This is a genomic window from Streptomyces colonosanans (genome assembly GCF_001866645.1).
Lineage (GTDB): Bacteria > Actinomycetota > Actinomycetes > Streptomycetales > Streptomycetaceae > Streptomyces > Streptomyces colonosanans.
This window is the reverse complement of the sequence record NZ_MLYP01000032.1, coordinates 18,668-42,203: the sequence shown is the minus strand read 5'-3', so window position 1 is coordinate 42,203 and position 23,536 is coordinate 18,668. Positions and strand designations below refer to the sequence as shown.

Here is a 23,536-nt window from a genome sequence, read left to right as displayed (position 1 = left end):
GGCTTCCGCCGTCCTTCATCCTGGTCAAGCGGCCTCCTGCTGGCGCTCGACCAATACGCCGTTTTCGAAGCGGGCTCCGGCGCGGACCAAGGGTACGAGGTGGGGTCCGGTGATCGCGCGCCAGCGTGCTTGGGCGGATTCGACGAGCTTGTACACCATCGCCAGGGCTGCGGCCGGACTACCGGCGCCGCGGGTGACCTTGGTACGGAGCTTGACCGTGGAGAACGTCGACTCGATCGGGTCCGTGGTCCGCAGATGGACCCAGTGCTCCGCGGGGAAGTCGTAGAACGCGAGTAGTCCCTCCTGATCTTCGGTGATCTTCGCGACGGCCTTGGGCCATTTCGCGCTGTAGGTCTTCGCGAAGGCTTCGATCGCCTTCTCGGCGTGGGCGCGGTCCTCGGCGTTGTAGATCTCCTGCATCGCCTTCGTTGCACCCGGTTGTGCGGACTTCGGCAGGCAGTTCGAGACGTTCCGGGCTTCGTGGACCCAGCAGCGCTGGTGGCGGGCGACGGGGAACACCTCGGCCAGGGCCCGCCATAGCCCCATCGCGCCGTCGCCGACGACGAGCTCCGGGTCGCGCATCCCGCGGCGGCGGCAGTCGCGCAGCAGGTCGGCCCATGACTTCGTGCTCTCCCGCAGCCCCTCGGCGAGCGCGAGCAGCTCCTTGGAGCCGTCCAGGCGGACGCCGAGCAGGACCAGGACACAGGAATGCGTCTGCCCGAGCCGGCCCTTGGGGTGGACCCCGTCCGCCCACACGTAGACGTAGTCGCGCTCCGAGAGATCTCGCTGCTGGAAGGCCGCGTAATCGTCGCTCCACTGCTTCGTCAGCCGGGTCACCGTCGCCGGCGAGAGGCCAGTCACGCCGCCGAGGAACTGCTCCAGTGCGGGTACGAAGTCGCCGGAGGAGAGCCCGTGCAGGTAGAGCAGCGGCAGCACTTCCGAGATCTTCGGGGACTTGCGGCACCACGGAGCCAGAATCTTGGACGCGAACCGCTTGCGCTCGCCGGTCTCGTCGTCGACGCGGCGGTCGTTCACCCGGGGCGCGGTAACCTCGACGGGACCGGCCGCGGTGACAACGGTGCGGGACTGGTGGTGGCCGTTGCGGACCACCAGGCGATGTCCGCGCTCGTCCCGTTCTCCCGCCAACTCGGCTATGTACTGGTTGACTTCCGCCTCCAGCGCGGCGGCCAATCCGCCGGGCGCCCTCGCGGACGATCTCGTCGACGAGGGAGCCGGACTGGGTGGAGCCGTCGTTGGAAACTACGCTGAGCACGGGCGTGCCTTCCCGACCCGCGCTGCAACGCGGGCCTAAACGATGTCAGTCAAGGGATCATCGGGAAGGTACGCCCTCGGCGTCCGGCCCGTACTGATCCACAGATCTTGAGCATTGCTCTCCGCCACGCCGTCCACGTCGTCGGCCAGAAGCCGAGCGTGCGCGAGGTCTGGTACCGCGCTCGCCCGCACGTGAGCGGACTGTTCCTCCTGTGGCCTTTGTCCGAGGAGCGCCAGGGCGTGCCGGGCCTCCGCTTCGGCCTGCGCCAGGTCGCCGATGAGAAGCGCCGTGGTGCCGGTGGACATGGCCAACCGCTCTGCGGTGAAGGCGAACTCGCCGCCCACCGCGTCGTGCAGGTCGCCACGACGGTCCTGTCCCGCTTTGCCGGAGGGCCGGATCGCCTACATCTGCAGCAGGTGGAGCGCCAGCCTTATGGTGTTCACCAGCTGATTCCGGCCGCCACCGGCAAGTGGTCGCTGCCGTTTGCCGGGAGCACCCACGAGCTGTCCGGCTCCACGCCGCGGACCAGGATCTGGTCGATCCGCGCCACCGGGAACCTTGCCGGCCAGGTGAAGCCGAAGCCGTCCCCGGCCGCGTCCTGGGTCGAGTGCATCTGTGAGGTGATGTCGGCGAACGCGCGGTCGTCCATGGTGCCGTTCAGGTCGCCGAGCAGCACCACCCGCTTACTCGGACCGGCGGCGATGGCCTTGCCGAGCACCTGCACGCCCATGTCCCGCGAGGTCGTCCAAAAGCCCGCCTTGGGATTCACCCGTACGGACCCCAGGTGGGCCACATACACCGTCAGCGGCCCGTGGTCCATGGCCACCGTGGTGCGCAGCGCCCGGTTCGAGGCCGTCTTTTTGTCGACCGGCATGGTGTCCGCCAGCGGCCCGTAGTCCATGATGTCGATCGGCTGGGTGCCCGACAGCGGCAGCTTGCTCCACAGCCCCACCGTGCCCTGCACCGTGTGGTGTGGGTACGCTTTCGCCAGCTCCTTCTCGTACGTGCCCGTGGCCTGCGGGGTAAGCTCCACCAGGGCCAGCACGTCCGCGCCGGAGGCGGCCAGGTCGCGGGCGGTGCCGGCCGGGTCGGGGTTGTTGGCGTTGACGTTTTGCTCGGCCACGGTGAGGTCGCTGCCCGGGTGGGACTTGTCGCCGAGCAGCCCGCCGAAGAGGTTCAGCCACACCACGACCGGCAGCAGTAGCGCGACCACGGCGGAGGCGGAGCGGCGCCACAGCGCCCCGGCCAGCAGCACCGGGATGAACAAGCCGAACCACGGCAGGAAGGTCTCCACCAAGCTGCCCAGGTTCCCGATCCTCCGGTTCGGAATCTTCACGTGCAGCAGCATGAACAGCCCGAGCAGCAGCGCCAGTGCCGCGGGCACCAGGCCGCGCTTCCAGGGCCCCGGCCGGGAGGCGGCGCGTATCGCCCGGCGTCTGCGCGCACGCCAGGTCTCGGCGCCGGACTCCCGGCGACCGGTGCCGCCCTGTCTGGTCTCCGCCGTGTCCACCTGCGTCATCGTCTGTCCTGGTTCACTGCCGGTCACTGCTGCATCCTCGGGTCCTGGGTGGGGTTGGCATAGGCATACATAGTCGGGCAGCCGTCGTCGATCGCTTTGGGGCGCAGTTCGTAGTGCCAGGGTTCGTTGCGGTAGTTCTGGCACAACCCGTACTCGGCACCGTGTGTGGACAGTCAAGCCGTCGCATCAAAGTGCCCGATCAAGGGCGGTACGGCTGAGGAGGACGAAGAAGACGAGGAATTCTGCGACTGACAGCCGAGGGTTGCGGCGATCGCTGCGATGACAACTATCAGGCCGACAACCGGACGCCGGTGGATCCGACGGCTCGTTGTCCGCGCTGATGGCGGGGTGTGATTCATGCCGCCAGTCAACGCAGCCTGGTGTTGTCGGCACGTATGGGATTTTCGATACGCCGACGATATGCGCCGGCTCGTAGCATCAAGAGCATGCGCGTGTTGATCGTCGAGGACGAACCCTTTCTGGCAGAAGCCATCCGCGACGGCCTACGCCTCGAAGCGATCGCGGCCGACATCGCAGGTGACGGCCACACCGCTCTGGAACTGCTGAGCATCAACACCTACGGCATCGCCATCCTCGACCGCGACATCCCCGGACCGTCCGGTGACGAGATCGCCAAACGCATCGTCGCCTCCGGCAGCGGCATGCCGATCCTCATGCTCACCGCGGCCGACCGTCTCGACGACAAGGCATCCGGGTTCGGACTCGGCGCTGACGACTACCTCACAAAACCTTTCGAACTCAAGGAACTCGCGCTCAGGCTCAGAGCACTCGACCGCAGGCGCGCCCACAACAGACCACCCGTGCGAGAGATCGCAGGACTGCGTCTGGATCCGTTCCGCCGCGAGGTCTACCGGCACGGCCGCTACGTCGCGCTCACCCGGAAGCAGTTCGCCGTGCTCGAAGTCCTCGTCGCCGCAGAAGGCGGTGTCGTCAGCGCCGAAGAAATCCTGGAACGCGCGTGGGATGAGAACGCCGACCCCTTCACCAACGCCGTGCGCATCACCGTCTCGGCACTGCGCAAGCGTCTCGGCGAACCCTGGATCATCGCCACCGTGCCAGGCGTCGGCTACCGCATCGACACGCAACCAGAGGCCGGACACGATGGAGGCGAGCGTGGATAGAGCACCTGGATTGAGCATTCGCCTCAAACTCACCCTCAGCTACGCCGGGTTCCTCATGCTGGCCGGCGTCCTGCTGCTCGCGGCGGTGTGGGTGTTCCTCCTGCGTTATGTCCCCGAGCGTGCGCTCATCGTCCCCGGCTCCACTGGCACCCCCACTGAGGGTGTTTTTCCCATCCGGTCCAACCTCCTGCACGTTTTCGCTCCGAGGGCAGCCGCAGTGTCGGCATTCCTGCTGGTGCTCGGCCTCGTGGGAGGGTGGATCCTTGCTGGCCGCATGCTCACCCCCCTGACCCGCATCACGGACGCCACCCGCCTGGCCTCGACCGGATCGCTCTCCCACCGAATCCGGCTACCGGGCCGCAAAGATGAGTTCCGCGAACTCGCCGACGCCTTCGACACGATGCTGGCACGGCTCGAAGCACACGTCACCGAACAGCAGAGATTCGCAGGCAACGCCTCGCACGAGTTGCGCACCCCGCTGGCGATCTCGAAGGCACTCCTTGATGTTGCCCGCACCGATCCGAACCACGACGCCGGCGAAGTCATCGACCGCCTCCACGCTGTCAATACCCGGGCGATCGACCTCACCGAGTCATTGCTCCTGCTCAGCCGTGCTGAGCAGCGGTCCTTCACCCGAGAACACGTGGACCTGTCCCTCATAGCGGAAGAAGCCACCGAAACGCTCCTGCCCCTCGCGGAACAGCATGGCGTCGCCATCGAGACCCGCGGCGACATCACCCCCACGATCGGATCGCACGCGCTCCTCCTGCAGCTGACCACGAACCTCGTGCAGAACGCGATCGTCCACAATCTGCCTGAACAGGGCATCGTGTGGGTGAATACCAGCATCCGCCCCAACAATGTGGTGCTCGCTGTCGAGAACACCGGCGAGCGGCTCACCCCGCAGCTGGTCTCAACGCTCACCGAACCGTTCCAGCGCGGCACCAAACGTATCCGCACCGACCACGCAGGCGTCGGCCTCGGCCTGGCGATCGTCAAGACCATCACCCACGCACACGACGGAACACTCACCCTCACCCCACGCTCTGCCGGCGGGCTCCGCATCACTGTGGAACTACCCGCGACAGACCCGCACTCCGACAGGAAGCGAGAGCACTGAGCCTCGCACCACCACGTGATGGCTGGCGCTGCGAACACCGGCCTCGCGCTTGCCGAAAACCTCATCCCACGAACTGCGCCTGCGCCCGCTGCCGGATCAGCTCACCCCCGTGACCGAACCTGCCCCGCACGGCTTCTGGAGCGACGGCAACCTCGCTCCTGGCCCTGGATCGACCCACGAACGAGGCCGGGGCGCCGCACGGTGACGCCGCCGTCCCGGCAGTTCAGGGCCGGGGCGGCCGTCTCAGGGTCGGTTGAGGTAGAGAAGCACGGCCAGTACGCGACGGTGGTCTTCCGTCGAGTTGGCCAGGCCCAGTTTGGCGAGGATTGAACTGACGTGGGTTTCCACCGTGCGGTGTGTGAGCCACAGCCGCCGGGCGATGCCGACGTTGGTGCGGCCTTCCGCCATCAGCGCCAGCACCTCGCGCTCCCGGGCGGTCAGGGGCGCCAGCGGATCGGCGGCCCGGTGTGCCCCGATCAGGCGTGACACCACTTCCGGGTCGAGAGCGGTACCTCCGGTCGCGGCGAGCCCTGGTACGAGACCGGCGTTGATGACCCGGACGGGCGCCGTCGGCGCTACCAGGAGCCGGTCAGTCGCTGACTCTGGCAGAGATCAAGCGGCGAGGACGTCCCGCAGTTCTCGTATGACGCGCTCGTGGTGGTGCTGGGCGGGGGATTGCCTCGTACAGGTCCAGCGCGCGGCGGCGGTCGCCGTGCCTGCGGCGCGTGCGGCAACTCGAGGAGGCCGGGGTCTTTTTTCCGCGGTCACCGGGCGCTGATCGATTCCGCCGCGGTCGGCCGCAGCCTGCGGGTGTTCGCCGGGGTGCGGCTGATGCGGCACACCCGCGCGGACGTGGTCGCGTTCGAGCGTGGGGTCAGGCAACTGCCGGAAGTCGTCCATTGTCACCACATCACCGGCAACTTCGACTATCTGCTCCAGGTCGAGGTCGCCGACCTGCCCGCCTACGAGGACTTCCACGCCCACCAGTTGGTGATGAGCCTGCCCGGCGTGGCCACGGTGACCAGCTACGTCACCATGAAGACGCTCTCCGCCGACACCACATGACGGTTCCGGCCCCGCTGGTCAGAGAATGATGGTGCCGCGTACGCAGATGACGGCGGCGCCGCTGACCCAGACGGTGCCGTCCGCATCGGCGGCGACCTCGATCCTCGCGGCCCGTCCCAGCCTCGTGCCCTGGGAGACCCGGTAGGCGGAGGGTGCTGCGCCGGTGGAGGTGAGCCACTGCCCGACGCCGGCGTTCATGCTGCCGCACGCGGGGTCCTCGGGCACACCCGCGCCCGGCGCGAACGTACGCATCTCGAAGGCGTACTCGGACCCCTCGGGGTAGGCACCGATCGCGCCGACCATCGCGTCCGGGATGAGGGCCAGATCGGGTTCGAGGGCGAGGACCTCCTCGGCCGTGGCCAGCTGGAGCACGGCCCAGCCGGGACCGTTGTCGACCCACTGATGGGCCACGACCCGGTCGCGCGTGATGCCGAATGCGGCCACGATCCGCTTCAGATAGTCGTCGTCGAGAGCGCCGTCCCGCACCCGAGGCGGGGCGGCGAAGGACAGGGTGTCCTCACCGCGGCGCACGGTGACCATGCCTGCGGCGCACTCCTGCACGACACGGTCGGCGTGCCGCGGCGTGCCGCCGCCGTCCAGCCAGGCGCGGGCGGAGCCGAGGGTGGGGTGGCCGGCGAACGGCAGCTCGCCTCCCGGCGTGAAGATCCGCAGCCGGTAGTCCGCCTCCGGGACAGTGGGAGGCACGACGAACGTGGTCTCGGACAGATTCGTCCAGCGCGCCAGACGCCGCATCTCCTCATCGCTCAGGTCCGTCCCGTCCAGGACGACCGCGACCGGATTGCCGGAATAGGGGCTCGTGCAGAATACGTCGACCTGCACGAACGAGCGTGTGCGCGGCATGGTCATCGAGGGCCTTTCGGTAGCGGCTGCAGCGGATTCTGAACATCCCGCCCGTCGGCGGAAGCAGGTCCATCCCAACGGGCGCCCGCACGGCCAGGACAGGGCCAGTCACAACAGAGTGGACTGACTGGGCGGGACTTGAGGAAGGGGCGCACGCCGGTAGTGGGTCCAGGGCAAGCCGCTTGCAGTCGGCTACCGCAGGCGCAAGCGCCCACGGTAGCCACGCGTTCGGTCCCGGCATCCACTACATCCCGCTCACCGAGTGCCGGTGGGCGTGACCAGGAGACCGCCGACGAAGGTGTGCGTGGGGTTCAGGTCGCGCAGGGCGTCGTCGGGGCACTGGGCGGGGTCCCGGTCCCAGACGGTGAGGTCGGCGAGGCGGCCGGGGGCGAGGGTGCCGCGCAGGTGTGCCTCGCCGAGCAGCCGGGCGGCGTTGGCGGTGTGCAGGGTGAGGGCTTCGCCGTAGGTGATGGCGTGTTCGGGGCCCTTGACGCCGATGACAGTCTGTCGGGTGGTCATGCCCCAGACGGAGCGCATGGCGCCGAACTGGCCGACGGGGAAGTCGGATCCGGCGCTGACCTGGGCTCCCAGGTCGATCCAGCCGCGGGCGGGGAAGAGGCGGGCGACGCGTTCCGGGCCCCAGAAGCCCTCCTCCACCTCGGCGGTGTCGTGCAGCAGCGGCTGCTGGATGGTGACGGGGATGCCCAGGGTGACGGCGCGGGCGCGCTGTTCGGGGCCGGCCAGGCCCCCGTGTTCCATCACCAGCGTGTCGGCGGGCAGGCCGGGGTTGCGTTGAAGGACGCGTTCGTAGACGTCCAGGAGGGTGCGGACCGCCCGGTCGCCGTAGGCGTGCGTGCCGACCCGCCAGCCGCGCCGGACCACCGCCTCGACCGCCTCGACCAGCGAGTCCGGCTCCCAGATCAGCATCCCGGAGAAGGCGTGGTCGCAGGCGTACGGCTCCTCGGTGGCCCCGGCCTCCAGTCCGCCGTCGAGGCCGAACTTCACACCCCACACCGACAGCCACGGGTCGGAGTTGTCACGCCACTCCTCCATGACGTCGAGCAGGTCCTCCACCTGCGCCTTGCTGGTCAGTCCGAGCGCTGAGATCAGCGCCCGTACCCGGGTGCTGAGCGCCCCCGCCTCACGGGCGGCCAGGAGCACCGCGTAGTCCTCAGGGGTGACCGCGCAGTCGCGCACGGTCCCGATGCCCGTGGCGGCATAGTCGCGGCTGGCCAGGCGCAGTCCGTCGATGCGTTCGGCCCGGTCGGGGGCCGGGATCAGGTGCTCCACCAGGTGCAGGGCGTTGTCGATCAGTCGGCCGTCCGGCTTGCCGTCGCTGCCGCGGCCGATGATGCCACCCGGCGGTACGGGGGTGTCCTCGGTGATGTCCGCCAGACGGAGCGCGTAGGTGTTGACGACGTCGTTGTGGCCGCCGCGCTTGACGAGGACCGGGTGCCGGTCGGTGGCCTGGTCGAGTTCGGCCGCGGTGGGCATGCGGCGCTCGGCCAGATTGAGTTCCTGCCAGTTGGTGGTGGTGCGGATCCACTCGCCCTCGGGGGTGCGGGCGGCCCGCTGCCGGATCAGGTCGAGGAACTCGGGGATGTTCCGGGCCCGGTGGACGGGAACGTCATGGGCACCGAGCGCCGCGAAGATCAGGTGGGTGTGGGTGTCGTCGAAGGCGGGCAGCACGGTGGCGCCGGGCAGGTCGTGCACCTCCGTTCCCGCGCTCACCAGGTGGTCGAGGCCGTTGGGGTCGGCGGACACGGCGGCGATACGGTCGCCGCGCACGGCCAGTGCCCGCTGCGGGGCCTGACCGGGCACCAGGGTGTGCACCGCGCCGGCGCGAATCAGCAGATCGGCTCCATGATCAGTCATCGTCTTCTCCCTCTTCTCGAAGGTGTCGGATCCCGAAGGTGTCGTTCGGTGACCAGACTGTTGTAGGAGACGTGCGGGCATTCACCGCCAAGCTGAAGCCCGTTGCGTAGGAAACACGCCAGTACCTCCGCCTATCATGCAGATCATGAGACAAGTGCTCGACGAAACCGATCGGCGGATCGCGGCCGCGCTGGTCGCCTCGCCGCGCGCTCCGGAGGCCCGCAACAACCTGCTGCTGCGCGATCTGCCCGCCACCGACGCAGTCGGCTCCTGGATCGCCCACACCCTGCTGCGCGTCTTCCCCACAGCGTTCCGCTGGACCGCCGGTCTCCTCTCACCCCGGGAACTGGCCGAACTCGCATCCGATTCCGCGTCACCGACGACGCCGGCACCGTCGTACACGCATCTCGACGTCGACACCGCGCTGATCGCCGGACTGGCCGAGGACGGTCGGGCCACCTACACGGACCTGGCCCGCCGCGCCGGCACCACGGCGCTCACCGCCCGCCGACGGCTCGAGGCCCTCGTGGAGGGCCGGGTGCTGCGCCTGGCCACCGAACTCGATCTCGCACTGCTCGGCGCGCAGACCGAGGCGTTGCTGTGGATCGCCGTACAACCAGGTGCACTGCAGGAGACCGCGCAGACCCTGATCACCCACCCGCACGTCCGCTTCTGCGCCGCCACCACCGGTCCCGCCAACCTGATCGTCGCTGTCGCCGCCGCGGACCTCGACGCCCTGTACACCTTTCTCACCGACACCGTCGGCCCCCTCGACGGGGTTACCGCCATCGACACCACCCCGCTGCTGGCGACCGTCAAACGCACGGGCCTGATCCGCCACTGACGACAGCGGCGGCGCCCCCTCCGCGTCGTCGCGGCGGCCACCTCTTGCTCCTCCGCGCTGCAGCTTGATTGTGGGGGAGTGATTCGTCAAAGGGGGTTGCCCTGCTGGACGATGGCTTGTGCCACCCCGCGGCGCCGAAGCCGCCGCCGGTCCGGCGCCGCTCCCGGCAGTACCCCGGCTGTCGGCCGAACCCACCGCGCACCGCGCGCCGACACCGCTGGCAGTGAGTGAGTTGCCGCCAACTTGAAGTCCGAGGTCGAAGGGCTGGTGTGATCGGTCCTCGGGGTACTCATGCTGGTTGTGGACGGGGGTCCGAGAAGTAGATCGTCTGTCAGCTCGGTTGAAGAAAAACGCGATGCAGCAGCGTCGGCGGATGTGCGAGCCTTCTTTTCCCAGACGCCGACCGAGAAGACTCTGATGAACCGCGACGACGCCCTCAAGCAGCTCAGCCACATCGCGCGCGAGCGGGCATTCGGTAGTCACGTCGGGTCCGACCGACTCATTCAGGCAGGGCTTGACGCACTCATTGCCGAGGTCGAGAGTCCCTCCCTCGCCATGTTGGCCGGCCTCCTCCGCAGCGAGGAACCCGAAGCGCCAGCGCTCTTCGACCAGGTACTGGAGGAGCTGGGATTGTTCTACCATCCGCCCGCAGACCCTCGGGCCGCAAAATGGGCGATGGCCCACTGGATCGCCGGTCAGATAGCCGACGGAACCCTGGACCCCGCCACCGGCACCCACCTCATCTGGGCAGACATCGCCTACGACCTCGGCTACCCCGAAGAGCTGCAATCCCTCGTCTCGTGCCATTTCAACCTGGACGAATGGGAGGAGAGCTGGGGAGTCTCCGTCGAGGAGCTCAACAAGGAAGCAGTCGAGGCGGCGAAGCAGTTCCTGAGCAAGAGACCAGCAGCAGAAGCGGGGAGTTGACCTTCCGCCCAAGCTGCGCCGATGCCCGGGCAGGTGGGCGGCCGGGCGGTGATGCTGATCCCGCACCGCGAGCCGGGCGCGGACGAAAGCATGCTCCCGCCGGACTACCAGCGCATCCTCGCCGCCGTGCGACAAGCCGGCGGACCGGTCATGGCTCGCGAGGTCGGCGAGGTGGTGGGAGTGGACGTCAGCGTGCGGGCCAAGCTGGAACCGCTGCGCAGCAAGCTGGTCAGAATCGTCGATCGCGGCTTGCTGCGAAAACTGCCCGACGGCCGGCTCACCACCCGCCTGTGACCGGGAACGCTGTCGCCCGGATCGGTGCGGCGCGACCGTAACCGGGGTGCCCCCGGCGGCCGTTGGAAGTGTGTGACGAAATCCAAAGAACGCGCTGAGGTCACCTGCCCGCAGCCCTGGCCATTTTCAGGAATCCCCATCACCCTCGGCAGCGTTGCGTGCCAGCTGGGAGACGTCGTTAACCCCGTCAACCCGCCCTGACCAGCTAGTCAGCCACTCCCGCCCAGCGGGGGAACCTCAAGAAGACGCTCCCCTGGTCCCGTGAGCCGCACGACGGCTGGCCGGACGAGGCCGAGCGGGGCCGTGGCCGGCCCGCATCGCCCGGCTGGACACCCGAACAGGCCGCCGAGTTCGACCGGCTGTTCGTCGCGGGGGTGTCGGCTCCAGTGTGCCGCCGGCTTCGGTGACCAGACGGGTGGCGGTCTTGTCGTGGTAGCCGAGGGCCCTCGCGATGACGGGTCTCCAACGGATTGCGAGGACGTTAAGCCGAAGTTTCCGCTGACAGCAATGGTTTGGTGGCCCACCTCACATGCCGATCACGAGCAGCGACCGGACAGTTTCAGTGAAAGCGCTATTTTGGCGGGATCATGCCATGTCGGGGATCATGTCATGTCGCGCATTCCGCCAATGAATGATGCTTGTCGAGAACATGGCAATGATGCTTAGTTGTTCGTCGGCGGATGTACCCCATCCGCTGTCGACCTTGAACCAGCGCACGGGTCGACCCCAGCTCAGCAGCATGGGAGTCACACAATGCGCACTTCGAGGCATTCCAGACCGGCCGTACGGAGGATCTCCGCGCGGCTGGCCGCTTTCACCGCGGCGGCCGTCGCCGTCATGGCCGCGGGCTTACCCGTCGCCCAGGCCGCCGGCGACGCCGCGGAAGCCACTCAGGGCACCGCCGCCACCGCGACGCATCCCGGCGTGGAACAGGTCTGCAGCACGCCCGAGAAGGGCGAGTTCGGCTGCATGGCGCTGCGCCGCACCGACGTCAAGGCCACCAAGGGCGTCCAGCCGATGGCCAGTACGCCGAGCGGCTTCGGAGCGGCCGACCTGCAAAGCGCGTACATCCTGCCGGCGAACGGCGGGGCGGGCCAGACGATCGCCATCGTCGACGCCTACGACGACCCGACCGCCGAGGCCGACCTGGCCGTCTACCGCCAGCAGTACGGCCTGCCACCCTGCACCACTGCCAACGGCTGCTTCAAGAAGGTCGACCAGCGCGGCGGCACCAACTACCCGGCCCCCAACGCGGGCTGGGCGGGCGAAATATCGCTGGACCTCGACATGGTCTCCGCGGCCGCCCCCAACGCCCACATCCTGCTGGTAGAGGCTGACAACCCCAGCTTCGCGAACATGGGCGCGGCCGTCGACCAGGCCGTCGCCCTCGGCGCCAAGTACGTGTCCAACTCCTACGGCAGCAACTACAACAGCACGCCGGGCACTGGTGAGGACCCGTCCCAGGTCACCGTGTCGGACGCCCACTACAACCACCCGGGCGTCGCCATGGTCGCCTCCTCCGGCGACAATGGCTACGGCGTCTCCTACCCGGCGGCCTCGCAGTATGTGACCGCGGTCGGCGGCACCGCCCTGAAGAAGGACACCACCACCAGCCGCGGCTGGTCCGAGTCGGTGTGGCACAACAGCTCCGGCGGCCCGGGCTCGGGCTGCTCGCTGTACGAGCCCAAGCCGTCCTTCCAGACCGACACCGGCTGCGCCATGCGGAGCGTCGCCGATGTCGCCGCGGTCGCCGACCCGCAGACCGGGGTCGCGGTATACCAGACCTACGGCGGCGCCGGTTGGGCCGTGTACGGCGGCACCAGCGCCTCCGCGCCGATCATCGCGGGTGCGTACGCCGTAGCCGGCAGCCCCGCCCCGGGCAGCTACCCGAACTCATACCCGTACCAGAACCCGTCGGCGCTCAACGACGTGACCACGGGGGCCAACGGGAGTTGTAACCCGGCCTACCTGTGCACCGCCGGTCCCGGGTACGACGGCCCGACTGGTCTGGGCACGCCCAACGGCACCACTGCCTTCCGCAGCGGTCCGCACGGCGAGGTCTCCGGCAGCGTCACCGACACCTCCGGCGTGGCTTTGTCCGGCGCCTCCATTGCCGCCGGCGACTACCGGGCGACCACCGATGCTCAGGGCCACTACACCCTGACCGTTCCGGCCGGCACCTATGACGTCACCGCGTCCGCCTACGGTTACGCGACCAAGAAGACCACCGGGGTCAGTGTCGTCGACGGCGGCACCGTGAAGGCCGACTTCGCCCTGGCCGCGGTGCCCAGCCAGACTGTCTCCGGCAAGGTGACCGACGGCTCCGGGCACGGCTGGCCGCTGTACGGGAAGATCACCATCGACGGCGTGCCCGGCGCACCGGTCTTCACCGACCCGTACACCGGCGCGTACAGCGTCGATCTGCCGCAGGGCGAGAGCTACACTCTGCACTTCACCGCCGTGTACCCCGGCTACCAGGCCGTCACCAAGCAGGTGAACGTGGCCGACTCGGCACAGACCCTGAGCGCCGCGGTCCCGGTGGACATCCAGTCGGCCACGGCTCCCGGCTACGAGCTCAAGCTGACAGGTCCGACCGAGCCCTTCGACTCCACCGCCGCCGCCCCCGACGGCTGGTCCGTGGTCAACGCCGACGGCACCACCGGCGGCTGGGAGTTCGGCGACCCCGGCAAGCGAGGCAACAGGACCGGCGGCTCGGGCGGCTTCGCCATGGCCGACAGCTACTACTACGGCTCCGGCAAGGAGCAGGACAGCTCGTTGATCTCCCCGGTCTTCGACCTGACCGGCATTACCAGCCCGCAACTGTCCTTTGACACCGACTACAGGAGCTTCAGCGGCCAGACCGGCACCATCGATGTCACCACCGACGGCGGCGCCACCTGGACCAACGTCTGGAAGCGCACCACCATCCTGACCGGGCCGGCCCACGTCGAGGTTCCGCTGACCGCCTTCGCCGGCAAGTCCGGTGTGCAGCTGCGGTTCCACTTCACGGGCGGCTGGGGCTTCTGGTGGGAGATCGACAACGTGTTTGTCGGCAACCGCGCCTACGAGCCCGTCCCCGGCGGCCTGGTGGCAGGCATCGTGACCGACGCCAACACCAACAAGGGCATCGTCCGCGCCACCGTGGTCAACGGGGACGCCCCGCAGGAGAAGGCCATCACGGCCGCCAACCCGGACGACCCGGCGCTCGGCGACGGCTTCTACTGGATGTTCTCCACCAAGACCGGCACCTTCACCGCCTCCAAGTTGCACTACACCGACCTGGCCAAGACGGTGAACGTCGCCCCGGACAGCATCACCCAGGCGCCCTTCAACCTGAAGGCCGGCAAGCTGGTGGTCACCCCCGGCTCCGTCGACAAGACGCTCGCCTGGGGCAAGCAGGGCACCCAGGACCTGACGGTGAAGAACACCGGCGGGGCGCCCGCCACGCTCACCCTGGGCGAGCAGGTCGGCGGCTTCAAGATGCAGGCCACCGGCGGTGCACCGCTCAACCTGGTGAAGGGCAACTACTCCCCGTTGGCCGCCAACAAGGCTGACAAGAGCTCGGGCGACAGGTCTGCGGCTCCGGCCGCCAACGCGGCCGGCGATGCCTGGCAGCCGGTGGCCAACCTGCCGGTCACGCTGCAGGACAACGCGGTCGCGGCCGACGGCGGCAAGGTCTACTCCGCCTTCGGCTACACCGGCAGCGCGGCCACCAACGCGCTGTATGCCTACGACCCTGGCAGCGACTCCTGGTCCCAGCTGGCCTCCGCGGCCGACGCCCGTGAGGCCCCGGCCCGCGGCTTCATCGGCGGCAAGCTGTACGCGGTCGGCGGCTGGGGCGCCAGCGGCATCGACGCCAAGCTGGAGGTCTACGACCCGGCCTCGAACAGCTGGTCCACCAAGGCGTCCTCGCCCAAGCCGTACGCCGGTTCGGGCAGCGCGGTGCTCGACGGCAAGCTGTACGTCGTCGGCGGTTGCACCACCAAGGACTGCTTCACCACGGACGTCACCGTCTACGACCCGTCGTCCGACAGCTGGTCGCAGATCGCCTCCTACCCGGAGCCGGTCTCCTGGGAGTCCTGCGGCGGTATCGGCGGCAAGCTCTACTGCGCCGGCGGTTACAGCACCGCCGGCTCGGTGAAGCACGCCTACGTCTACGACCCGGGCGTTGACAGCTGGTCGACCGTTGCCGGCCTGCCGATCGACCTGTGGGCTTCGGCGTACAGCGTGGCCAACGGCCTGCTGCTGGTCTCCGGCGGCGTCACCGCCAACGGCGCCGCCGTCACCAACCAGGGCTTCGCCTTCGACCCGGGCACCGGCAGCTGGACCGCCCTGCCCAACGCCAACACCAGCGTCTACCGCGGTGGCGGCGCCATCGGCTTCTACAAGGTCGGCGGCCGCGGCTCCGGCGGTCCGCCGCCGGTCACCGCCGTCGAGGTGCTGCCCGGCTACGACCAGGACGGTTTGGACGTCAGCTGGCTTTCCACCTCCCAGCAGAAGGTGACGCTCCAGCCTGGGGCGAGCACGACGATCACGGTCAGCCTGGACGCCTCGGTCCCCGAGATCACCCAGCCTGGCGACTACTCCGCCGGGCTGACAGTCCTGACCGACACCCCGTACGCGGGCTCCCCGATCGACGTGACCATGCACATCAACCCGCCGGCCACCTGGGGCAAGTACGCCGGCACCGTGCTCGGTGACGACGGCAAGGGCGGCACCGTGCCGCTTGCCGGGGCCACGGTCCAGATCGGCAGCTCGGCGGCGAGCTACACGTTGCGGACGGCCAAGGACGGCACCTTCGCCCTGTGGCTGGACACCCGCAAAAACCCGCTCACCGTGATGGTGTTCAAGGACGGCTACCAGGCGATCAACACCAGCGTGAGGCTCAAGAGGGGGGAGACCACGATCGGCAACTTCACGCTGAAGAAGACCCCGTGACCCTGTCCCCTTGAAACAGCCTGCGGGCCGGTCCTTCGGGGCCGGTCCGCGCGGCACTCGGCGGCCCGGACGCCACGCGGTCGTCCGGGCCGCCGAGGCGAGCCGGATCGCAGAGGACGGGAAGGATCTTCAAACACTGCCGCCTGAGCCGTTGGGCTCAGGCGGCGGTCGCCTCTGTCCGCTTTCATGTCATGCTGCGGCTGGTGCGGGGGAGTCGGCCGCCCGCTGCGGGTGGCGGTGCACCGCGTCGGCCGCCTGTCAGTATGTGCCCCAGGGGTCGCCATGCACTGCTTGATTGCGGACCGGGGGCGCCGGTCGACGGTGAAGGTGAAGAGGTTCGGTCGGCCGGAGGACTTGCACAAGGTCGCGGACACGCCCTCTTCCTTGCCGTCCGCGTTCCATCAAGCGTGTCCTCGGGGCCGGCGGAATGCGCGATGATGCCGGTGGCGCGAAAGGCGCCGCACGGGAATTCCTGCGGCGCCTCCACTGTGGGCGAGCCGCGTTACTTCAGCGCGTACGCCCGGGTGACGATGTGTGGCGGGACGATTGAGCAGATGCCGACGTGATTCTCCATGGTCTTCAGGTGCCCCGGCGGTGTGGCTTTCCCGGCCTGCGGGCTCGGTTCGCCTGCATGGCGAACGGACGGGGGCTTCGGCGTGCGCGGCGTCGCCGAGCGAAGTATGTGGTTGCGTCCTACGGTGGTGGTAGGTGGTAGGGGGCTGTTGCCGCCCCCGGCGGGTCCAGCACGAGGACCACGAGGTGGTCTATCTGGCTCAGAAGTGTGATGGCCGATGCCATCTGGCACCTCCCGCAGATTGCGCGGACTGGAGGAGCGAGGACGACCGCCAATACCTTCAGACCCGAAAGTTGACCCTGCGCCTCGCCAGGAAGGACCCGTTGTGGGGGCGCCGGCGGATACAGGCAGCTTGCCCGGTTGGGCATCACCGTAGTGGCGGTCACCGTTCGTGCGGTCCTGCGGCAGGGCAACGCTCCGCCCGCGCCCCAACGAGCGCGGGACATCCGAGCCCCTTTCCTACGCGCCCATGCGTCCCGGCCCCTGGCCTGCGACTTCCTCCATGTGGACACCACCTTCCGAACGGGGGTACCCCAACGAGCAGCTCGCGATAGGAGGCTGGCATGACACGGTTCATGTACGACGGGGTCACACCGAGGACTATCCCGGACGACGCCTCGATGGTCGCCGGGTACGCCGACGGCCACTACGCCAACCTGAGGGAGATGGCGGCGCGGTTCCCGCATGCGATCAGGGTGTCGATCGCGGTGAAGTACACCACCGAGGCACAGGTTCTGGACGTGGAGCTGGGCGATGCCACCCCGGATCAGGCCGTGCTGTGGTGCACCCAGACGATGGCGAGCACGCCCAACAAGCAGCTGACGGTCTACTGCAACCTCTCCATGTGGCCCGCGGTACGTGCCGCGTTCCGCGCGGTGGGGGTCACCGAGCCGAACTACTGGCTGGCGCATTACGACGGTGTGGCCTCGATCCCGGCCGGCGCCATTGCCAAGCAGTACAAGAACGCACCCGGCTACGACGAGTCGGTGGTGGCGGACTACTGGCCCGGTGTGGACCATGCCTTCACCCTGGAATCCGGACCGGCCGATAGCGAACTCTACCCAGGGGCATCCACCAGCCACTGGTACGAGACGGCTTACCCGGGCGACCCGATGCACGTGAACACGATCGTCTGGCACTCGACGGAGAGCACTGGGCTACCAGGCTACGCGGGTGGGTCGATGGCGCCGACGCTGACCGCGGTCCCGAACTGGTCGGCGGAGCGCCTGGACTGGTTCCAGCACTTCCCGTTCGACCGCTCCGCCCGGGCCCTGGTGCACGACCGGACGCAGATCGGCACCAACACCCTGAACGTGGCGCAGGTCGAAATCGTGGGCACCTGCGACCCGGACACACACGCCCACTGGGATCAGGCCGGCATCCGGCACCTGTACATGCCCGAGCTCCCTCCTTGGGCGGTAGACGGTCTGACCACGTTCGCCCGCTGGACGCACGACGTCCACGGGGTGCCTCTCGCCTCGGGCCTCACCTGGAATCCCTACCCGGCTTCCTACGGTGCCGCCAACGGGGTGCGCATGAGCACCGTCCAGTGGCAGGAGTTCCAGGGGCACTGCGGCCACCAGCACGTCCCGGAGAACGACCACGGCGACCCGGGCCTGTTCCCGATCGCGTCCGTCCTCACCACGGCCACGTGAAGCCTGGAGGCGGCACTGAGCTGTACTGAGAGATGTGTGGAGTCTCTGATGCCAGGTTACGGTCCTGGCGATGGGAGTGTGGACGTTCACGTGAAATACCGTTCACACGGCGGCAGTGTTGGCGCCGTAGAGCACCACGCAGATCTTCTCGCCGCGGCCTGGCCGGTAGCTGCGGCTTGCGTGCTGGTCCGTGCTCAGCGCCAACACATCCTGGCCACCGAGCCCGGGGTGCGGGCGCGGGCGCGTCTGGCCACGGTCCGACGCTTGGAGTGCGGATACGACCGTGGTCATAGGCTCGTGGTAAGAGGGACGACCTGACCGTCGTCGTGCACCCGGGGCGCGTGACCGGCTTCCTGGGCCCCAACGGAGCAGGCAAGTCGACCACGATGCGGATGATCCTCGGCCTCGACCTGCCGACCAGCGGACACGCTGTGGTGGACGGCCGGCCGTACCGTACGCTCCCGCGCCCACTGCGCGAGGTCGGGGCGTTGCTCGACTCCGGCGCGGTGCACGGCGGCCGTGCGGGAGGGCCAGTTGGCGAGCGGTGGGACGTGAATCGCGATGAGGAGGCAGCACGTCGTCTGCCGCGCCTGAGTGCGCTGTTTCCCGTTGTTGAGGCGAAATGGAAAAGGGCATCACCCGGACTGGTTCAACGCTCTGGTCAGTTGAACCCTTCCGGGTCCGGGCAGCGGTTCACCCAGGAGGAAGGCTCGCAGCAACGCGGTGTAGAGGCGCGGCTGCCCGCGTGAGATGGAGTGACCGGCTCCCTTGACGGTCACGAACTCTGAGTCCGGGAGGGTGCGCTGGTAATCAGCGGCCACGACGGGTTTGATGAAGTCGCATTCCCCTCGCATGATCAGAGAGGGGACGTGCGCGGTGCGCAGACTCGGTCGAGGGTCGGGGAGCTGTTCAAAGTCCTTGCGGGTCATCTGGTTGCTGTAGAAGCCCTGGGGATTGTTGTGCGCCCTGGTGGGCGACTCCGGCGGCGGCCAGCGTGACGATGACCGCTCCCACGAGGGAGGGCCCAGCGGTTCGGTGCACGGCCAGGAGATGGAGCACGACCAACACGGAGACCGCCGCAAGGACAGAAAGGACCACTGCGTGTCCTGTAAAGAGGCCGTCCCGCGCCGACCACATGAACCGATTCACCTACCTGCATCGGCGGCGAGAAGCCCCTCGGCCACGTCTTCCCTAGGGGTGGTTCGGCGTCCGAGCACATGCTCAGGGCCGGTGTGCACTTCCAGCACCCCAGAACGCTTCAGGCCGACAAGCCAGTCCATCTCATCCCGCGCCGGCCGCTCGACGATCCCCATACCCGCAGACTAACCAACCAGTTGAAGGCGAGCAACGTCTTGTTGGACGCCGAACACCCCAACCCCGGCGGCCCCTGGCAACGCCGCAACGCTCGGCGAGGCGACCTCGCCGAGCAGGTCGAGCAGTGCTACCTCAACACCGGTACCGCTCTGGCGGAAGCCGGTGGTTCCATCGACGACGTAGCAAAACTGACCGTCTACGTCGTCGACTGGACCCCCTTTCTGGCCGTAGCCCCCAGAGAGGCCCGCGGAACGCCCCGCGGATCGTCAGGACATCTCGCTCATCCGACCGATCTCGCTGGTCTGCTGTGTGATCACCTCGTTCGCCATTTCTTCGACCTGCACGTTGTTGCCCTCCGAGAGCACCGAGGTGGCCATGGTGATCGCGCCGTTGTGGTGCGTGATCATGAGTTTCAGGAACAGCTCGTCGAAGGCCGCGCCCCGCGCCGCGCGAAGCTGCTTCAGCTGTGCCTCGGTCGCCATGCCGGGCATCGCGGCATGGTCGTGGTGGTGCCCCGAGCCCGCGCCACCATGCCGCGCCCGGCCGTGGTTCTGCAACCACCCCTTCATGGCGCCGATTTCCGGCCCCTGTCCTGCGGCGATGCGTGAGGCGATCCGCTTCACGCTGCCCGACTTCGCCTGGTGCGCGGCGAGTTCGGTCATCTGCAAGGCCTGGCCGTGGTGGGTAATCATCATCTGGACGTACTCGAAGTCCGCCGCATTGGGGGAGTCGTTGGGCGCCTTCTTTGCGGCGTCCTCGACGGACAGGGTCCGGGCGGGCTCACCGGGCCTGCCGGGAGCGATCACCGAGGGACCGGGCGCGCTCTTCTTCCCCGGGGCGTCCGCGCCCAAGTCGCACCCGCTGACAGTGAGGGCGACAAGGGTAAGAGCGGTGACCGCCCGCCACTTGACACGATCAAAGACTTTCATGAAAGGCGTGTTGCCATCTTTTGATCTGTGCATGAAGAAGACGATACTGCCGTTGTCCGTGAACCGTTCCCTTGCGAACGGAGACCAGGGAGGAACTGTGTATCTGTTGAACAGTCTCCGAACACGGCGCAGACGCCTCGGGGTTGTGGCAGCCGCCACCGGTCTGCTGGCAGCGCTGCTCACGGCCGCTCCGGCCGTGGCGACACCCGATCCCGGCGACGCCAACACCACGCCTCAGCGTGTGTCGAAGAGTGAGTCGGCCGAGACCAGAACGGCCATCGCCAATGGCGAGATACCGGCGCCGGACGAGGTCGTCCACTCCGACAACATCGAACACCTCGTCAACATCCCCAAGGATGCCCTGCCGGGCACAAACTCCGACCTCGCCTTCCAGGGCAAGTACGCGTACGCCGGCAACTACGACGGCTTCCGTATCTTCGACATCAGCAACCCGAAGGCTCCCAAGACGGTCTCCCAGGTGCTGTGCCCGGGGTCGCAGAACGACGTATCCGTCTCCGGGAACCTGCTGTTCCTGTCCACCGACTCCTCACGCAGTGACGACTCCTGCTCGAGCACGCCGCAGCCCGCGAGCGTGAAGTCGTCGTGGGAGGGCATGAAGGTCTTCGACATCAGCGACAAGAAGAATCCGAAGTACGTCGCGGCCGTCGAGACCAACTGCGGCTCGCACACGCACTCCCTAGTTCCCCATGGCCGCAACGTCTACATCTACGTGTCCTCGTACTCCCCCAGCCCGTCGTTCCCCGACTGCCAGCCGCCGCACGACGGCATCTCCATCGTCAAGGTGCCGCGTGACGCTCCCGAGAAGGCCGCGGTCGTCAACTTCGCGGTGCTCTTCCCTGGTGACGGCCCCGACGGTGGCGGCAACCCCGGCGCGCCCACCAACCCGGGTGTCTCCAAGACGACCGGCTGCCACGACATCACCGTGCTGCCGTCGAAGGACCTGGCCGCCGGTGCCTGCATGGGCGACGGCATCCTGATGTCCATCAAGGACCCGGAGCACCCGAAGGTCATCGACCAGGTCCAGGACAACGTCAACTTCGCGTTCTGGCACTCGGCGACCTTCAACCAGACCGCGAAGAAGGTCGTCTTCACCGACGAACTCGGCGGTGGAGGGGCCGCGACCTGCAACGCGGCCGTCGGCCCGAACCGCGGAGCCGACGGCATCTACGACATCGTCGGCAAGGGCGACCAGCGCAAGCTCGTCTTCCGCGGCTACTTCAAGATCCCCCGGCACCAGGCGGACACCGAGAACTGTGTCGCCCACAACGGCTCGCTGATCCCGGTGGAAGGCCGCGACATCATGGTCCAGGCCTGGTACCAGGGCGGCGTGTCGGTCTGGGACTTCACCGACTCGACAAAGCCGAAGGAGATCGGCTACTTCGAGCGAGGCCCGCTCACCACGGACCGGCTGACCGTGGGCGGCTCCTGGTCCGCGTACTACTACAACGGCTACATCTACTCGAACGACATCGCCAAGGGCTTCGATGTGCTCAAGCTCAGCGACCGGCGCACCGACCCGGCCCGAGAGATCCACCTGGACCAGCTGAACGTCCAGACCCAACCGGACTACTTCGACTGACCCGGCAAAGGCCTGCCGGGCTCCGGGCCCAGGAACCCGGAGACGTGGACAAGCGCTACGACACCGGTCCCGCTGGGCGGCTCGCCGCCCAGCGGGCCTCGGCGTCGATGCCACCAGCAGCCCTGCCGAACGAGGTTGAACTGTCAGAAGAAGCCGCCGTCGACGGGCAGGGTGCGGCCGGTCGTACAGGCGGCGTCGTCGGAGGCGAGGAAGGCGTAGCCCGCGGCGATCTCTTCCGGCTGTGCCAGGCGGCCGAGCGCGCCGTGGACCGCGAGCCATTGGGACAGGGGCATGGCGTCCTGGAGTTTGGGGTGCCGATAGCCGGAGCTGTGCTCGGCTGCCAGGTCGGTGGCCGTGCCGCCGGGGGCGATGGCGTTGACGGTGAGCTGCGACGCCAAGACCGCAGGTGGCACACGTCTCGGCCCCTCCGAGGCCGCCGGTAGTCCGGCAGCCGGGCGGATCACACCCTCGGCTGCCGCGCAGCCGCCGGCCGGCGGAGGATGTGTCCTCCGCCGGCCGGCGCACGTGGTTTCCGCGGGGTGTTACGGGGCCAACGCGATGTCGAAGAGGTGGATGGCGGCATTGGCCGGGAGTACCACGAGTTCGACCTGCTTGGCCGGGTCCAGGGCGATGGAGTGCGCGAAGACCCGGTAGTCGATGCCGGCGTTGCCGTAGCCATCGGGACGGTTGCGGCCGTCCGTCGACTTCACGAGCGTCGCGCCGTGTGCCGTCGGCTCCTGGAACGACCAGTTGGGGAAGCCGATCGACCCGGCGGTGCTCGACCCGTCGGTGTAGATCACCGTCGCCGTGCCGGTGGCCCCGAAGCCGACTCCGGAGCCGAGGAAGACCAGCTTGCTGCCCTTTCCGGCGAGCTTCACGGCCTGTCCGGTGCTCGACACGCTGTTCTTGGTGCCGGGGGCCGCGGCGGGCCAGGTCAGCTGGGCGCCGAGGGCGTTGACGGACGCTCCGGGCGTCAGCCCGACCGCGGCGAGCTTCTGCGCGGAGAAGCTGTTGCCCTCGCCGTCGAATTCACCGGCCTTGGTGTCGTTCTCGTCGGTGATCGCGACCTTGTTGTACGCGTCGGAGAGGCGGGCCAGCGCGGCGCCGGAGCGCTCGACCCGCGTGCCGGTGGCGGTGCCCTGGCCGTCGCCTCCCTTGTAGGTGGCGGTGGCCGTGAACGTGCGCATGGTGAAGCCCGCGCGCTGTTCGGGCACCTGGATCCGGAACTCCGCCGTGGCCGCGGCACCTGGCTGGTACGACCCGTCGACGCTGCGCACCGCGGGCTGCACGGCCCAGCCGGCGGGGCCGTTGAGAGTGACATTGAGCCGGCTCAGGCGCTCGGGTCCCGCGTTGGTGACGGTGACCTTCACCTCCGAGATGGCAGGGCCGTTCAGGTCGAGGGGGGCAATCGTCACCTGGGTGCGCGCCTCGGACGCGGCCGGGTCCTGCGCGGCTGCCGCGGGGGCGGCGGTGAACGCCGCCGCCGCCACCGCCAGGGCCGCCACAGCTCTTCGGGCTGCGGTCACATGTACGGACATGAATGCTCGCTCCTTCTCTCACGGTTCGGGCAGTGCTCGCCCAGGGCTCAGGGGACAGGACCGGACGT

Annotated in this window: 19 protein-coding genes and 4 pseudogenes; 11 read left to right on the top strand and 12 right to left on the bottom strand. The window is 68.5% G+C overall.

The genetic code is table 11. The features are described 5' to 3' along the window. Window positions 1–24: 24 nt before the first annotated feature. The 4 genes and pseudogenes from BIV24_RS12150 to BIV24_RS35295 form a co-directional block, all read right to left on the bottom strand. Window positions 25–1,273: pseudogene (locus tag BIV24_RS12150) on the bottom strand (IS256 family transposase). A 35-nt stretch (window positions 1,274–1,308) separates the two neighbouring features. Then, window positions 1,309–1,578: a hypothetical protein gene (locus BIV24_RS12145; protein WP_143064601.1), complete on the bottom strand. Its 270-nt coding sequence runs from the start codon at window positions 1,576–1,578 to the stop codon at window positions 1,309–1,311. Window positions 1,579–1,712: 134 nt separating this feature from the next. After that, on the bottom strand, window positions 1,713–2,792 hold the full coding sequence (locus BIV24_RS12140) for an endonuclease/exonuclease/phosphatase family protein (RefSeq protein ID WP_079168210.1): 1,080 nt from the start codon (window positions 2,790–2,792) through the stop codon (window positions 1,713–1,715). A 23-nt stretch (window positions 2,793–2,815) separates the two neighbouring features. Next, window positions 2,816–2,938, bottom strand: a complete 123-nt coding sequence (locus BIV24_RS35295) for a hypothetical protein (protein ID WP_425442562.1) — start codon at window positions 2,936–2,938, stop codon at window positions 2,816–2,818. Window positions 2,939–3,238: 300 nt separating this feature from the next. Between BIV24_RS35295 and BIV24_RS12135 the strand changes: the two genes are divergently transcribed. Continuing rightward, window positions 3,239–3,934 carry a response regulator transcription factor gene (locus BIV24_RS12135; protein WP_071366258.1) on the top strand — a complete coding sequence of 232 codons (696 nt, stop codon included), beginning with the start codon at window positions 3,239–3,241 and terminating at the stop codon, window positions 3,932–3,934. Next, window positions 3,927–5,054 carry a sensor histidine kinase gene (locus tag BIV24_RS12130; protein ID WP_071366257.1) on the top strand — a complete coding sequence of 376 codons (1,128 nt, stop codon included), beginning with the start codon at window positions 3,927–3,929 and terminating at the stop codon, window positions 5,052–5,054. The genes BIV24_RS12135 and BIV24_RS12130 overlap by 8 nt, the downstream gene beginning before the upstream one ends. Window positions 5,055–5,297: 243 nt before the next feature. On the opposite strand, the pseudogene BIV24_RS12125 reads toward BIV24_RS12130, so the two are convergent. After that, window positions 5,298–5,576 (bottom strand): annotated as a pseudogene (locus BIV24_RS12125) (response regulator transcription factor); the annotation flags it as partial. A gap of 309 nt (window positions 5,577–5,885) precedes the next feature. On the opposite strand from BIV24_RS12125, the gene BIV24_RS35290 reads away from it, so the two are divergent. After that, window positions 5,886–6,119 (top strand): Lrp/AsnC ligand binding domain-containing protein, encoded by a 234-nt coding sequence (locus tag BIV24_RS35290; protein WP_245766774.1) that lies wholly within the window; start codon window positions 5,886–5,888, stop codon window positions 6,117–6,119. An 18-nt stretch (window positions 6,120–6,137) separates the two neighbouring features. Here BIV24_RS35290 and BIV24_RS12115 read toward each other — a convergent pair whose 3' ends face one another. After that, window positions 6,138–6,959, bottom strand: coding sequence for a PhzF family phenazine biosynthesis protein (locus tag BIV24_RS12115; protein ID WP_245766773.1), 822 nt, complete (start codon window positions 6,957–6,959; stop codon window positions 6,138–6,140). A gap of 276 nt (window positions 6,960–7,235) precedes the next feature. Further along, the gene (locus BIV24_RS12110) at window positions 7,236–8,855 is read right to left on the bottom strand and encodes an amidohydrolase (protein ID WP_071366256.1); all 1,620 of its coding nucleotides are present in this window, start codon (window positions 8,853–8,855) and stop codon (window positions 7,236–7,238) included. Between the two features lie 145 nt (window positions 8,856–9,000). Between BIV24_RS12110 and BIV24_RS12105 the strand changes: the two genes are divergently transcribed. From BIV24_RS12105 to BIV24_RS35285, 5 genes are all read left to right on the top strand, one after another. Then, entirely contained in the window at window positions 9,001–9,699 is a 699-nt protein-coding gene (locus BIV24_RS12105) for an Lrp/AsnC family transcriptional regulator (protein WP_071366302.1), read from the top strand. A gap of 417 nt (window positions 9,700–10,116) precedes the next feature. Next, window positions 10,117–10,626, top strand: coding sequence for a hypothetical protein (locus BIV24_RS12100; protein WP_071366301.1), 510 nt, complete (start codon window positions 10,117–10,119; stop codon window positions 10,624–10,626). Between the two features lie 21 nt (window positions 10,627–10,647). Further along, window positions 10,648–10,920: a hypothetical protein gene (locus tag BIV24_RS12095; protein ID WP_245766772.1), complete on the top strand. Its 273-nt coding sequence runs from the start codon at window positions 10,648–10,650 to the stop codon at window positions 10,918–10,920. An 837-nt stretch (window positions 10,921–11,757) separates the two neighbouring features. After that, window positions 11,758–15,858, top strand: coding sequence for a carboxypeptidase regulatory-like domain-containing protein (locus BIV24_RS12090; RefSeq protein ID WP_107459384.1), 4,101 nt, complete (start codon window positions 11,758–11,760; stop codon window positions 15,856–15,858). Between the two features lie 1,137 nt (window positions 15,859–16,995). Next, complete coding sequence (locus BIV24_RS35285) at window positions 16,996–18,087, top strand: hypothetical protein (RefSeq protein ID WP_245766771.1); 1,092 nt, start codon at window positions 16,996–16,998, stop codon at window positions 18,085–18,087. A gap of 102 nt (window positions 18,088–18,189) precedes the next feature. Here BIV24_RS35285 and BIV24_RS12080 read toward each other — a convergent pair whose 3' ends face one another. Then, window positions 18,190–18,378 (bottom strand): hypothetical protein, encoded by a 189-nt coding sequence (locus tag BIV24_RS12080; protein ID WP_071366255.1) that lies wholly within the window; start codon window positions 18,376–18,378, stop codon window positions 18,190–18,192. A 23-nt stretch (window positions 18,379–18,401) separates the two neighbouring features. Between BIV24_RS12080 and BIV24_RS36005 the strand changes: the two are divergent. Continuing rightward, window positions 18,402–18,615: pseudogene (locus BIV24_RS36005) on the top strand (ATP-binding cassette domain-containing protein); the annotation flags it as partial. Between the two features lie 617 nt (window positions 18,616–19,232). On the opposite strand, the gene BIV24_RS34325 reads toward BIV24_RS36005, so the two are convergent. Beyond that, entirely contained in the window at window positions 19,233–19,400 is a 168-nt protein-coding gene (locus BIV24_RS34325; RefSeq protein ID WP_177198694.1) for a hypothetical protein, read from the bottom strand. Window positions 19,401–19,499: 99 nt separating this feature from the next. Between BIV24_RS34325 and BIV24_RS31680 the strand changes: the two are divergent. Next, window positions 19,500–19,619 (top strand): annotated as a pseudogene (locus tag BIV24_RS31680) (RidA family protein); the annotation flags it as partial. Between the two features lie 48 nt (window positions 19,620–19,667). On the opposite strand, the gene BIV24_RS12070 reads toward BIV24_RS31680, so the two are convergent. Next, window positions 19,668–20,330, bottom strand: a complete 663-nt coding sequence (locus BIV24_RS12070; protein WP_071366253.1) for a DUF305 domain-containing protein — start codon at window positions 20,328–20,330, stop codon at window positions 19,668–19,670. Window positions 20,331–20,427: 97 nt separating this feature from the next. On the opposite strand from BIV24_RS12070, the gene BIV24_RS12065 reads away from it, so the two are divergent. After that, a complete protein-coding gene (locus tag BIV24_RS12065) occupies window positions 20,428–21,930 on the top strand; it encodes an LVIVD repeat-containing protein (RefSeq protein WP_071366297.1) in 1,503 nt (500 codons plus the stop codon). A gap of 143 nt (window positions 21,931–22,073) precedes the next feature. Here BIV24_RS12065 and BIV24_RS12060 read toward each other — a convergent pair whose 3' ends face one another. Continuing rightward, window positions 22,074–22,328 carry an SDR family oxidoreductase gene (locus tag BIV24_RS12060; RefSeq protein WP_071366252.1) on the bottom strand — a complete coding sequence of 85 codons (255 nt, stop codon included), beginning with the start codon at window positions 22,326–22,328 and terminating at the stop codon, window positions 22,074–22,076. 144 nt (window positions 22,329–22,472) lie between these two features. Continuing rightward, window positions 22,473–23,468, bottom strand: coding sequence for an NEW3 domain-containing protein (locus tag BIV24_RS12055; RefSeq protein ID WP_079168205.1), 996 nt, complete (start codon window positions 23,466–23,468; stop codon window positions 22,473–22,475). Window positions 23,469–23,536 lie beyond the last annotated feature (68 nt).

What these genes read in the sequence shown, in the direction of transcription:
- BIV24_RS12145 (WP_143064601.1), bottom strand. Translation starts at nt 1,578, where the DNA reads ATGTCCACCGGCACCACGGCGCTTCTCATCGGCGACCTGGCGCAGGCC.
- BIV24_RS12140 (WP_079168210.1), bottom strand. Translation starts at nt 2,792, where the DNA reads ATGACGCAGGTGGACACGGCGGAGACCAGACAGGGCGGCACCGGTCGC.
- BIV24_RS12135 (WP_071366258.1), top strand. Translation starts at nt 3,239, where the DNA reads ATGCGCGTGTTGATCGTCGAGGACGAACCCTTTCTGGCAGAAGCCATC.
- BIV24_RS35290 (WP_245766774.1), top strand. Translation starts at nt 5,886, where the DNA reads ATGCGGCACACCCGCGCGGACGTGGTCGCGTTCGAGCGTGGGGTCAGG.
- BIV24_RS12110 (WP_071366256.1), bottom strand. Translation starts at nt 8,855, where the DNA reads ATGACTGATCATGGAGCCGATCTGCTGATTCGCGCCGGCGCGGTGCAC.
- BIV24_RS12105 (WP_071366302.1), top strand. Translation starts at nt 9,001, where the DNA reads ATGAGACAAGTGCTCGACGAAACCGATCGGCGGATCGCGGCCGCGCTG.
- BIV24_RS12100 (WP_071366301.1), top strand. Translation starts at nt 10,117, where the DNA reads ATGAACCGCGACGACGCCCTCAAGCAGCTCAGCCACATCGCGCGCGAG.
- BIV24_RS12095 (WP_245766772.1), top strand. Translation starts at nt 10,648, where the DNA reads ATGCCCGGGCAGGTGGGCGGCCGGGCGGTGATGCTGATCCCGCACCGC.
- BIV24_RS12090 (WP_107459384.1), top strand. Translation starts at nt 11,758, where the DNA reads ATGGCCGCGGGCTTACCCGTCGCCCAGGCCGCCGGCGACGCCGCGGAA.
- BIV24_RS35285 (WP_245766771.1), top strand. Translation starts at nt 16,996, where the DNA reads ATGACACGGTTCATGTACGACGGGGTCACACCGAGGACTATCCCGGAC.
- BIV24_RS12080 (WP_071366255.1), bottom strand. Translation starts at nt 18,378, where the DNA reads ATGACCACGGTCGTATCCGCACTCCAAGCGTCGGACCGTGGCCAGACG.
- BIV24_RS34325 (WP_177198694.1), bottom strand. Translation starts at nt 19,400, where the DNA reads ATGGGGATCGTCGAGCGGCCGGCGCGGGATGAGATGGACTGGCTTGTC.
- BIV24_RS12070 (WP_071366253.1), bottom strand. Translation starts at nt 20,330, where the DNA reads ATGAAAGTCTTTGATCGTGTCAAGTGGCGGGCGGTCACCGCTCTTACC.
- BIV24_RS12055 (WP_079168205.1), bottom strand. Translation starts at nt 23,468, where the DNA reads ATGTCCGTACATGTGACCGCAGCCCGAAGAGCTGTGGCGGCCCTGGCG.